The 12,119-nt window shown below is 58.0% G+C and carries 10 protein-coding genes; 7 read left to right on the top strand and 3 right to left on the bottom strand.

Features of this window, described 5'->3' with window-relative positions:
- Positions 1-246: 246 nt before the first annotated feature.
- Positions 247-1,122 (top strand): LysR substrate-binding domain-containing protein, encoded by an 876-nt coding sequence (locus RSE16_14450; protein ID WRH75880.1) that lies wholly within the window; start codon positions 247-249, stop codon positions 1,120-1,122.
- A 923-nt stretch (positions 1,123-2,045) separates the two neighbouring features.
- Here the strand turns inward: RSE16_14450 and RSE16_14445 are convergent.
- The 3 genes from RSE16_14445 to RSE16_14435 all read right to left on the bottom strand — a co-directional run bounded on the left by RSE16_14445 (position 2,046) and on the right by RSE16_14435 (position 5,291).
- The gene (locus RSE16_14445) at positions 2,046-2,840 is read right to left on the bottom strand and encodes an SDR family oxidoreductase (protein WRH75879.1); all 795 of its coding nucleotides are present in this window, start codon (positions 2,838-2,840) and stop codon (positions 2,046-2,048) included.
- A gap of 41 nt (positions 2,841-2,881) precedes the next feature.
- Entirely contained in the window at positions 2,882-4,018 is a 1,137-nt protein-coding gene (locus RSE16_14440; GenBank protein WRH75878.1) for an acyl-CoA dehydrogenase family protein, read from the bottom strand.
- A 109-nt stretch (positions 4,019-4,127) separates the two neighbouring features.
- Positions 4,128-5,291, bottom strand: a complete 1,164-nt coding sequence (locus tag RSE16_14435) for an acyl-CoA dehydrogenase family protein (protein ID WRH75877.1) — start codon at positions 5,289-5,291, stop codon at positions 4,128-4,130.
- 161 nt (positions 5,292-5,452) lie between these two features.
- On the opposite strand from RSE16_14435, the gene RSE16_14430 reads away from it, so the two are divergent.
- From RSE16_14430 to RSE16_14405, 6 genes are all read left to right on the top strand, one after another.
- Positions 5,453-6,298 (top strand): SDR family NAD(P)-dependent oxidoreductase, encoded by an 846-nt coding sequence (locus RSE16_14430; GenBank protein WRH75876.1) that lies wholly within the window; start codon positions 5,453-5,455, stop codon positions 6,296-6,298.
- Entirely contained in the window at positions 6,295-7,734 is a 1,440-nt protein-coding gene (locus RSE16_14425) for an MFS transporter (protein WRH75875.1), read from the top strand. Before RSE16_14430 ends, RSE16_14425 begins: the two co-directional genes overlap by 4 nt.
- A 47-nt stretch (positions 7,735-7,781) precedes the next feature.
- Complete coding sequence (locus tag RSE16_14420; GenBank protein WRH75874.1) at positions 7,782-9,068, top strand: acyl-CoA dehydrogenase family protein; 1,287 nt, start codon at positions 7,782-7,784, stop codon at positions 9,066-9,068.
- A complete protein-coding gene (locus RSE16_14415) occupies positions 9,068-10,156 on the top strand; it encodes a Zn-dependent alcohol dehydrogenase (protein ID WRH75873.1) in 1,089 nt (362 codons plus the stop codon). The genes RSE16_14420 and RSE16_14415 overlap by 1 nt, the downstream gene beginning before the upstream one ends.
- Positions 10,153-11,232: a phosphotransferase family protein gene (locus RSE16_14410; protein WRH75872.1), complete on the top strand. Its 1,080-nt coding sequence runs from the start codon at positions 10,153-10,155 to the stop codon at positions 11,230-11,232. Before RSE16_14415 ends, RSE16_14410 begins: the two co-directional genes overlap by 4 nt.
- A gap of 111 nt (positions 11,233-11,343) precedes the next feature.
- On the top strand, positions 11,344-12,117 hold the full coding sequence (locus tag RSE16_14405; GenBank protein WRH75871.1) for an SDR family oxidoreductase: 774 nt from the start codon (positions 11,344-11,346) through the stop codon (positions 12,115-12,117).
- Positions 12,118-12,119: the final 2 nt, after the last annotated feature.

Here is a 12,119-nt window from a genome sequence, read left to right as displayed (position 1 = left end):
GGCAACAGGCAAAAAAAGAGGCCGGTGGAAACCACCAGCCTCGGAAAGTCTTTAGGAGAGGATGCCTGTAAGGCCCCGCCTATATGGGCCGTCTGAATTTATTGTGCAAGTGCGAACAAAATTTTTTTGATTGCAAATTTTGCAACCAATGTTAGCCGCTTTGGCGAGGAAAAACATGCGAAAGTGCGCAGCTATGGGGTAAAGCCTATCTTTGCGCGCCGCACAAAAGCGGAGAGTTTGTCACCTATGCGCCGTCTTCCGCCCCTTCGCTCGCTCGAAGCCTTTGTCCGTATCGCCAAGCTGGGTTCAGCAAAGGCGGCTGCTTCCGAACTCGGGCTTTCGCCCCCGGCGCTCAGCCGACGGATCAAGGCGCTTGAAGATTTCATGGGTAAGCCGCTGTTCGACCGCAAGGCACAGGCGATGATCTTGAACTCCGACGGTGCGGCTTTGTTGAAGGCTATCGAACCCGCGCTGGAATCGCTGGCAGAGGCGGTTGATGAATTGTCCGGGCAGGGCGGTGAATATCGCCTGCGTTTGGGATTGTTGCCTCTGTTCGGTTCGCAGCGCCTGATCCCCCGCTTGCCGGAATTGCGCAAGCTGTTCCCCAAATTGCATATCGATCTCGATACCTCTGCCCATGCAGAAAATCTGCTGGGTGACGTGGTGGATGCGGCGATCATCATTGCCGATCAGGTTGATCCGCGCTTGTATTCGGTACGGCTCGACCGCAACACCGTCTATGCTATCGCATCGGAAACACTGGCGCGTGAGCAGAAGCTGCAGCACCCGTCCGACCTCGCGAACCAGACTGTTCTGGTCCATAGCGATATGCCGCTGGTCTTTGACGCCTGGCGACAGGCTATTGGTGCACCCCGACTGAAACCTGCCGCGATTGACCATATCGACAGTGGACAGTTGATGCTGGAAGCTGCGGCGAACGGGCTGGGCGTCGCAATCATGCACGGCAGCCATTTGTCCGACGCCAGAGATCCGCGGCTCGTGCGTCTCTTCGATATCGAGGTTGAAAGCCCTTACAGCTATTGGTTCGTGTGCCGGCCGCGCGCATTGAAACAACGCGCGGTGCGCATCTTCCACGATTGGCTGCTTAAATCCGCAGTATAAAAAAGCCGAGGAACGGAATGTTTGCACATTCCGCCCCCGGCAGGATGTTGACGCAGGGAGATCCGCGCCAACCGGGTCGCGAGCCAGTTTTGGCAGGAACCGGTTGATTCGGAGCGTGACGCGCATCACGCCGGCAAGATTATTGCAGTATCGAAATGATGAGGGCGGCTGGCAGCTTTGGCTGCGGCCAATATGTCGGGCCATTGGGCCTCTCAAACGATAATGGGCGCTGGCATCGCTGCCAGCGCCCACTGCGCCTGATATTGGAAGTCCTTGGCCGCTAGGGCCATTCTTTCCGGTTTCTGGCGTCCGGCTCCCCGGCGATCCCGAAGGAACGCCGGTTTGCCTGACTGCTTTTGCTATCCCGCCCGGCGTTGGCTTTGGCGGTGAGGCCTTGGCCCGCACTTGACGTTCGTTGTCCAGCAGCAACCTCTGCTTTTCCTGTTTCTTCCGCTTGCGCTTCTGAAGCAATCCGGCGAGGTATCCTGCAGTTTTTCCGCAGTGCTTAGCTTCCTGTTTCCAATCCGCTTTGCGCTTCGGCGTCTCTGCCTGACAAGACAAAGCTCTCATCCATGACTGAGTCGCACAACAGGATTTACGCAACTTATCCACAGGAGGACCGGTTTGCGGTGGATATGTTGGAGCATAAGCTGCGGCGTTTCACGCCAGCGGAATCTTCGTACGATACCGGGAAACAATCGCACAAACGAATACGGCCTTCACGCTGAGCGTGAAGGCCGCTTCGTATCAACGGGCGGGCGGGGAGAGGAGGAGGAGAGTGCCCGGCCCGTCAAATTTGGAAAGTATCGTTTCCGTTGAGAGCCATTTGGTCGCCCAACGTTTATTGTGCAATTGCGAAAACAATTTGCCCAGTTGCATAACGTGCAACTGGGCCTGATTGCGCTTTCAAAGGGCCTGAAAAATCAGGCCTCGATGGTGTTTCCGGGCAGCGATGCATTCACGATGCCGCCGTCACAAGCTATTGTTTCTCCAACAATATAATCGCCCGAACGCGCGGCCAGGAAGATGGCAAGACCCGCCATGTCTTCGGTCGTACCGATGCGCGGGAAGGGGATATTCTTACCAACCTGGTCGCCGAAATCGCGGGCAGCCTTGTTCATATCCGACTGAAATGCACCCGGTGCAATTCCAGACACCAGCACATTCTGACGTGCCAACTCGGCCGCCAGCCGCCGCGTGAGGTGAATGACTGCGGCCTTTGATGCCTGATAGCTATAGGTTTCCCAGGGATTGATCTTCAGCCCGTCGATCGACGCAATATTGATCACCTTGGCCGGACGGTCGAAACTGCCCGCAGCCTTCAACTTGGGGGTCAGTGCCTGGGTAAGGAAGAAGAGCGATTTGACGTTGAGGTCCATCACCTTGTCCCAACCCGATTCGCCAAAGCTTTCATAAGGCTCTCCCCAGGCGGCACCGGCATTGTTGACCAAGATGTCGAGTTTTTCCTCCCGTGCGCCGATCTCTGCGGCAAGCGCACGGCATCCCTCTACGGTGGAGATATCCATGGGCAGGCCGATAACTTTGGGGCCAAAACGGGCAATAGCTGCCTCGACCTGATCAACCTTGCGCGCGCTGATATAGACGCGCTCGATACCGGCGGCGAGATAGCCTTCAACGATCATCGCGCCAATTCCGCGCGATCCGCCGGTGACCAAGGCAACGCGGCCTTCAAGTCCAAAGAGTGAATTGAGGTTCATAAAAAACTCCATTGATGCCTGCCCCGCATTCGGGGCTGGGGTTAGTATCCGTTCAGCCGCGCCACACGGTCGGCATGGAAATAGATGTCGCCCATGAATTCGGCGAGCGCGCGGTCGCGTTTCATATAGAGGCCGATGTCATATTCGTCGGTCATCCCGATCCCGCCGTGCATCTGCACGCCTTCGCGCACCGAAAGATTGCAAGCAAGCCCTGCCTTTGCCTTGGCAACAGAGGCGTAAAGCTCGCCGCGCGGATCGCCATCGTCGAGGAAATTCTGCGCCTTCAGCACTGCTGAACGTGCCATTTCCATCTCACCGTAAAGATGGGCGGCACGATGTTGTAACGCCTGAAACTCACCGATCAGTTTTCCGAATTGCTTGCGCTGTTTCAGATAGTCGAAGGTCAATTCCATGGCGCCGGTGCCGACGCCGACCATTTCGGCGGCCGATCCGGTACGTCCGGCGTTGAGCATTTTGCCAAGCACTTCCCAGCCGCCATCCACTTCGCCGATCACCGCGTCCGCCGTAACTTCGACGCCGTCAAAGGCAATGCGCGCGGCCATAGCCGAGTCGACTGTGCGGGCGGCATCCATGGAAAGGCCCGCTGCATCCTTTTCGACTGCAAACATGGTGATGCCTGCGGTCTCACCAGCGGCACCTGCCGTGCGCGCGGCAACAATCAGCATATCCGAAGACGATCCCTGCACGACAAATTGCTTCGCGCCGGTGAGTTTGAAGCCATTGCCTGAACGCTCGGCCTTCAGCGCAATTTTTTCGGGATGGTGCTTTTTGCCTTCGTCGATAGCGATGCCAATTACCGTTTCACCTGAGAGGATACCGGGGAACCAGCGGTCGCGCATTGCCTTGTCGGCAGCCTTTAGAGCTTCGACGGCTACGACCGAGGTGGAAAGGAAGGGGGAGGGCGTCAGGTTACGGCCGATTTCTTCAAGAACGATGCCTGCCTCGATATGGCCCATGCCAAGACCGCCATCATCTTCAGGAATGAGGATGCCGGTGAAGCCCATTTCCGCAAATTGTTTCCACAAGGCGTGGCCGAAACCATCCTTGCAGTTCATGTCGCGATATTTGCGCAGATGCGCGACCGGCGCTTCGCTTTTCATGAAGTCGCGCGCGCTGTCGCGCAGCATCGACTGGTCGTCATTATATACCATTGCCATAGCAGTCATCCTTGGTTTCCCGGCCCGCTTGGGGTGGGATCAGGGGAGGGGCAGAAAAAGTCGCGTCAGAAAGGGCCCTCCCCCGGCCCCTTCCGCAGGCGAAGTGGGGTTATGCCCCCGGCATTTCCAATATGCGCTTCGCAACAACGTTGAGCATGACCTCGCTGGTGCCGCCCTCGATCGAATTGGCCTTGGTGCGCAGCCAGTCGCGCGGCTTCTTACCGCCGCTCGACCGTTCGCTATCCCATTCCAGCGCGTCCGAACCGCCAGCGGCCATCACCAGTTCGTGGCGCTGCTTATTCAGTTCGGTGCCGATATATTTCATCAGGTTCGAATAGGCCGGATGGGCCTTACCTGTCTTCCATTCGTCCATGAAGCGTTCGCTATGTGCACGGAAAGCAAGGCTTTCGACGTCGAACATCGCAAGCTGCGCGCGCAATATCGGCTGATCATCGAGCGCATCCTTGATGCCGCCACCAAGCGAGGCTGTGCCGCCATCGCCGCCGCCCATGTTCGAGATCATTTCCCGTTCATGACCGAGCAGATATTTGGCGACGTCCCATCCACGGTTCAGTTCGCCGACAATCTGGTGCTTTGGAACGACGACATTGTCGAAAAAGGTTTCGCAGAAAGGCGAATAGCCGCTGATCAACTTGATCGGCTTCGTCGTCACGCCCGGCGTGGTCATGTCGAACAACAGGAAGCTGATGCCGTGATATTTGTCTTCCTTGTTGGTGCGGACCAGGCAGAAAATCCAGTCGGCCTTGTCGGCATAGCTCGTCCAGATCTTCTGGCCGTTGACCACCCAATGGTCGCCCTTGTCCTCGCCATAGGTCTGCAAGCTGACAAGGTCCGAACCTGAACCCGGTTCGGAATAGCCTTGGCACCAACGGATCTCGCCGCGTGCAATCGGCGGCAGATAATGCAGTTTCTGTTCCTCGGTCCCGAATTTGAGCAGCGCCGGGCCAAGCATCCAGATGCCAAAGCTGTTGAGCGGGCTGCGCGCGCCGGCGCGGGCGATTTCTTGCCGGAAAATCTTGGTTTCCGCTGCGCTGAGCCCGGCACCGCCATAGGCTTTTGGCCAGTCGGGAACGGTCAGGCCCTTTTCGGCACAGCGTTCAAGCCATTGTTTCTGGGCTTCTGACTGAAAGACGAAATTGCGGCCGCCCCAGCAGACGTCATCGTCGCCGCGGGCAGGGGTGCGCATTTCTGGCGGGCAGTTCGCCTCTATCCAGGCACGGATTTCAGACCGGAATTGATCCAGATCGCTCATGGGGATTCTCCTCAAAACAGACAGAATCACTATGTCTTTTTACGGGGTTTACGCAAGCGTCAACTTGCCGTCCCGCCTTTCCGTAACGGCATTTTTGCAGCCGTTGACCGGGTCGATTTTGAGGGACAGGATAGGCGGTGAATCGGAGGTAGGAGAGAGATATGAGATTCGTCGGCAAGACCGCGGTTGTCACCGGGGCAGCATCAGGCATTGGCAAGGCGGCATGCCTGCGACTGGCATCGGAAGGCGCGACCGTCATCGCCGCTGATATCGACGCCGCTGGCGGTGCCGAACTGGCTGCAACCTCCAATGGCAAGATCATCTTCAAACAGACTGATGTCTGTGATGTCGCGGCGATCAAGGCCCTGATGGATTTTGCCGCCGAAACGACCGGCGGCATCGACGTTGTGTTCAATAATGCCGGCGCAGCGGGCGATCGCGCACCCATTGACGAGATTGATCCCGAAGGCTGGGACCGGACGATGAACCTGCTGTTGCGCTCGGTCGCCATGGGCATCCGCTATGCCGTGCCGCATATGAAGGGCCGCGCGGGGGCATCGATTGTCAACACTGCCAGCGTCGCTTCTTTGGGTGCGGGCTATTCGCCGTCAGCCTATGCGGTTGCCAAGGCGGGCGTGCTGCATCTGTCAAAACTCGCCGCGGCCGACCTTGCGCGGCACGACATTCGCGTCAACGCGATCTGTCCCGGCTTCATCAAGACCAACATCTTTGCCTCCGCGCTTGAAGTTCCCGATGAGAAGCGCGACGAGGCCAATGTGGTGATCCACGAAGTTGCCGCCCATGCCCAGCCGGTAAAGGGCGGCGGCAACCCCGATGATATCGCCTCGATGGTCGCCTATCTGGCAAGCGACGAAGCGCGTTTCATTACTGGTGCACATATGGTCGTTGATGGCGGTATCACGATCGGACCGCGCCATAGCTGGGATGAAAACAGTCCGGCGATGTTTGACTCACTGCAGAATTTCATCGGGTCCGCACAGGGATGAATTTAGCGGCCAAACTGCCGCTGCGCGTAAAGCTCGGCAATGGCTTCGGCTCGGTCGCCTACGGCGTCAAAGACAATGGCTTTGCGACATTGTTGCTGCTGTTCTACAATCAGGTGCTCGGGCTTGATGCCGGTACCGCAGGTTTCATCCTGCTGATTGCATTGCTGCTCGACGCAGTGATCGATCCGCTGGTCGGCTATTGGAGCGACAAGACGCACAGCCGTTGGGGCAAACGTCACCCGTGGATGTATGCCGCGATCCTGCCCATGGCGGCAAGCTGGATCATGTTATGGCATCCGCCGGAAACATTGCCGCAGGAAAGCCTGTATCTCTACCTGCTGCTCTTTGCCTTTCTCTTGCGGGCGGCGGTTTCTTGTTACGAGGTGCCGGCACTTTCGATCGTACCCGCGCTATCGGCGGATTATGACGAGCGCACGGAAATCACGCGCTGGCGTTTCCTGTTCGGTTGGGCGGGGGGGCTGTTGATGCTGCTTCTCGCTTTTGCGGTGTTCCTTGTGCCTAGTGCGGAATATCCCGTCGGCCAGCTCAATAAAGATGGCTATGAACTTTATGGCTGGACCGGCGCGCTCCTGATGATCATTGCGACCACCACCGCGGCGCTTACCACGCATCGGCGGATTGCAAAGCTGCCCGATACCGCACCCACCCATTTGCCGTTGGGCGAGACATTCCGGCAGATCGGGCGCACTCTTTCCAACCGCGCTTATCTGATCCTAATTCTCGCCTCGCTTTTCGCCTTTGTCAGCCAGGGTGTCGCTTTTTCGATCACGACTTATATGCTGACCTATTTCTGGGAAATGCCGCAGGAAGGCTTTCTTGCCTATTCGCTGACCTTGTTTGTTGGCGTGATCGGGTCCTTCTTCCTTGTCGGACTGCTGCAATCACGGATGGAAAAGCGCACGGCTGCGGTGCTGTGCGGCATCGTCTCACTCATCTTTACGCTGCTGCCCTATCTGCTGCGTTTTGCTGACCTATTCCCCGGAAATGGCAGCCCGCTGCTGATTCCGTTGCTGTTCACGCTGGTGACCATCTCCAACAGCTTCGCTGTTTGCAGTGCCATGCTTGGCCAGTCGATGGCGGCTGACGTCATTGAGGATTCCGAAGCGCGCACCGGCGAACGGGCGGAGGGGCTGTTTTTTTCGGGCTATTTCTTTGTGCAGAAATGCTCGCACGGATTTGGCATTTTCATCACAGGCACGATAATCAGCCTGGCAGGATTGCCGCAGAAAGCAGTGCCGGGTGAGGTTGCCCAGCCCGTTCTGCAGACGCTGGGGATCGGCTATATTGTGGCGCTGGGGATACTCGCAACGGCCAGTGTTTCGATCATGAGCCGCTTTCCGATCAACAGGGCAGATCATGAGGCGCGCGTGCGTCAGTTGCGCGGCGAAAAAACAGTTGAAGCAGTGGGCGGATAAGCCCAAGGAATTGATGTTAACCGGACGATTAAAAGAGGACGAATCGCATGGACTTTACCTTCACCGAACGCGAAACCTATTGGCGCGACCGCGTCAAGAACCACATCGATACCTATCTGCGTCCGCGCGTTGGTGATTATAAAAAGGAAGATGCCACCGGTGAGCGCTGGAAGGTGCTGCAGGTCGTGGAAGAGGAAAAGGCCCGGGCCAAGGCTGCTGGCATCTGGAACCTGTTCATGCCGCCACAGGGCGCAAATCCGCATCTGGATACCACGGTCGAATTTGACGGGCCGCAGTTGACCAATGTCGAATATGCGCTGTGCGCTGAGGAAATGGGTCGCGTTGGCTTTGCCTCTGAAGTGTTCAACTGCTCGGCACCCGACACCGGCAATATGGAAGTGTTCAACCGTTATGGCACGGCAGAACAGAAGAAAAAGTGGCTTATCCCGCTGATGAACGGCGAAATCCGTTCCGCATTCCTGATGACCGAACCGGGAGTCGCTTCGTCCGATGCGACCAATATCCAGACCGAAATGCGCCGCGAAGGCGATGAATATGTAATCAACGGCCGCAAATGGTGGTCCTCAGGCCTTGGCGATCCGCGCTGCAAGGTGGCGATCGTCATGGGCAAGACCGATGGCGGCGCGCAGCGTCACCAGCAGCAGTCGCAGATCATCGTCCCTATGGATGCGCCGGGTGTGAACATCCTCCGCCACCTACCGGTTTTCGGATATGATGATGCACCGCACGGCCATATGGAAGTCGAACTGAAAGACGTTCGCGTTCCGGTCGAAAATGTCGTCCTCGGCGAAGGTCGTGGGTTCGAAATCGCGCAAGGGCGCCTCGGGCCGGGCCGCATTCATCACTGCATGCGCACCATCGGCGTCGCCGAAGAAGCGCTGGAGAAGATGTGCAAGCGCCTCACCAGCCGCGTCGCTTTTGGCAAGACCATTGCCGAACATAGCGTCTGGCACGAACGTATTGCCCGCGCACGCATCGACATCGAAATGACCCGCCTTCTCTGCCTTAAGGCCGCGCATATGATGGATACGGTCGGCAACAAGGCTTCTGCAAACGAGATCGCGATGATCAAGGTGCAGGCACCCAATATGGCGCTGAAAATCATTGACGACGCCATTCAGGCGCATGGCGGCGGCGGCGTTTCCGAAGATTTCGGTCTGGCATCGGCTTACGCGCATCAGCGCACGCTGCGCCTCGCTGACGGCCCCGATGAAGTCCACAACCGTGCCATTGCACGCATGGAACTGGGCAAATATGGCGGTGTTCGCGGCGGCGTTGAAATGTCGAGCGGCCACATGGCGGCGACACGCTGATGAAGGCCGCAGTCCTCGTCCAGCCGGGCAAACCGCTCGAGATCGAAACGCTGCAAATAGCGAAGCCGGGTCCGCACGAAGTGCTGATCCGCAACGCTGCCTGCGGCCTGTGCCATTCGGATCTCCACTTCATTGACGGTGCCTATCCGCACCCGCTGCCCGCAGTGCCCGGCCATGAAGCCGCCGGCATTGTCGAGGCGGTCGGTTCGGAAGTACGCACGGTGAAGGTCGGCGATGCCGTGATCACCTGCCTGTCCGCGTTTTGCGGCCATTGCGAATATTGCGTCACCGGGCGCATGTCGCTGTGCCTTGGCGGCGATACGCGGCGCGGCCCGGGTGAGGCTTCGCGCCTATCCCGGCCCGATGGTTCGCCGGTCAACCAGATGCTCAACCTTTCGGCATTTGCCGAAATGATGCTGATCCACGAACATGCCTGTACCCGCATCAATCCGGAAATGCCGCTCGACCGGGCGGCAGTGATCGGTTGTGCGGTTACCACCGGGGCTGGCACAATCTTCAACGCCTGCAAGGTCACGCCCGGCGAGACGGTTGCGGTCGTCGGCTGTGGCGGCGTCGGGCTTGCGACGATCAATGCAGCGAAGATTGCTGGCGCTGGCCGCATCATCGCAGCCGATCCGATCCCCGAAAAGCGGGAACTGGCGATCAAACTGGGCGCAACTGATGTTGTCGATGCGTTGGCAGATGATGCCGCTGCGCAGATCCTTGAAATCAGCAAGGGCGGCGTTGATCATGCGATTGAGGCCGTGGGCCGTCCTGCTTCGGGCGAACTGGCAGTGAAATCGCTGCGCCGCGGCGGAACAGCAACGATCCTTGGGATGATGCCGTTGCAGCATTCGGTCGGTCTGTCGGCGATGGACCTGCTTTCGGGCAAGAAACTGCAGGGCGCAATCATGGGCAACAACCGTTTCCCCGTCGACATTCCGCGCCTTGTCGACTTCTACATGCGCGGTCTGCTCGATCTCGACAGCATCATAGCCGAACGCATCCCGTTGGAGGGTATCAATGAAGGCTTCGAAAAGATGAAGAAGGGCGATAGCGCACGGAGCGTGATCGTTTTCGATCAATGAGCGAAGCTGCCCCGATCAACGCACAGGAAACATTTGTCGGTACGGTCGAGCCCGAAGGGGCCGATCGTCTCGACGAAGCGAAACTGACGCAATGGATGGAAGCGAATGTGGAGGGTTTCAAAGGCCCTCTACATCTCGGCAAGTTCAAGGGCGGCCAGTCGAACCCGACGTATAAGATCGCAACCGACAGCCATAATTATGTATTGCGGCGCAAGCCCTTTGGTCCGTTGTTGCCCTCTGCCCATGCCGTGGACCGCGAATATAAGGTGCAGGCCGGATTGCACAAAACCGGCTTTCCCGTCGCCCGCCAATATGGGCTGTGCACCGATGATGCCGTCATCGGAAGCTGGTTCTATGTGATGGATATGGTAGATGGCCGCACCATCTGGGATGGCGCGATGCCCGGCAGCAATCCAGAGGAACGGCGCGCGGTCTATTTCGAGATGATTGACGTGCTCGCCCGGTTGCATAACACCCCGATTGAGGATGCAGGCCTTGCCGATTTTGGCAAGCCCGGCAATTATTTCGGCCGTCAAGTTGATCGTTGGACCAAGCAGTATCGGCTGTCCGAGACAGAGACGATGGAGCCAATGGAGCGGCTGATCGAATGGCTGCCAGCAACGCTGCCAGAACAGACGCGGACCAGCGTGGTCCATGGTGACTTCCGCATCGACAATGCGATTTTTGAACGCGACGGGACAAAGTGCCTCGCCGTGCTTGATTGGGAATTGTCGACGCTTGGCGATCCGCTGGCCGATTTCACCTATGTTGCAATGGCCTGGGTTACCGAAAATGCCGGCCGTTCTGGTGTGATGGATCTTGATCGCAAGGCGCTGGGCATCCCGGAGCTTGAGGAAGTGGTCGAACGTTATTGCAAGGCAACCGGACGCGACGGCATCCCCGATCTCAACTGGTATTTCGCCTATAACTTCTTCCGGCTGGCAGGCATCATCCAGGGCATCAAGAAGCGGGTGATCGACGGCACCGCCAGTTCGGCACAGGCCAAGGCCATGTCCGAACGTGTTGCCCCGCTTGCGGAATGCGCCTGGGAATTTGCGAAGAAGGCCGGGGCGTAAATCAGCGTCCTCCCTGCGAATGCAGGGTCGCCATAAGTTTGCCCAAAGCATGTTGTGCAAACTTCCTTCGGCCCCTGCCTGTGCAGGGGCCATAAAATAGAAGGATTTAGAATGTCCCTTTTCAACATGACAGGGCAGGTGGCCCTTATCACCGGTTCATCGCGCGGCATTGGCAAGGCCATTGCCGAGGAAATGGCCGAGCAAGGCGCCAAGGTCGTCATTTCCAGCCGTAAGCAGGATGTCTGCGATACGGTCGCGGCAGAGATTAATGCGAAATATGGGGCGGGCACTGCGATTGCGGTTGCCGCGAACATTTCGTCAAAGGCAGATCTGCAGAATCTGGTTGATGAGACGCGCAGGGCCTTTGGCAAGATCACCGCGCTGGTGTGCAACGCGGCGTCGAACCCCTATTATGGCCCGTCGGCAGGGATCAGCGATGATCAGTTTCGCAAGATTATGGACAATAACATATTGTCCAACCATTGGCTGATCCACATGGTCGCCCCTGAAATGCTGGAACGCCGTGATGGATCGATCACGATCGTATCGTCTGTGGGCGGGATCAAGGCGTCGACAGTGATCGGCATCTATTGCATTTCCAAGGCGGCCGACATGCAGATGGCGCGCAATCTGGCTGACGAATTCGGCCCGCAGGGTGTGCGCGTGAATTGCATCGCGCCGGGCTTGATCAAGACCGATTTTGCCCGCGCATTGTGGGAAAACCCGGAAACGCTGGAAATTTCAACGCGCCGGTCATCGCTACGCCGCATTGGCGAGCCGCACGAAATTGCAGGCGCTGCGGTATTTCTTGCAAGCAAGGCCGGGGGCTTCACAACCGGTCAGACCATCGTCATCGACGGCGGTAACACGATTTCAGGAGGATGAGC

Origin of the sequence: Sphingobium sp. (genome assembly GCA_035196065.1) — a bacterium.
In the GTDB taxonomy this organism is placed as follows: Bacteria; Pseudomonadota; Alphaproteobacteria; order Sphingomonadales; family Sphingomonadaceae; genus Sphingorhabdus_B; species Sphingorhabdus_B rara.
Note: the sequence above shows the minus strand (reverse complement) of the source record. Positions and strands in the feature narration are given on the sequence as shown.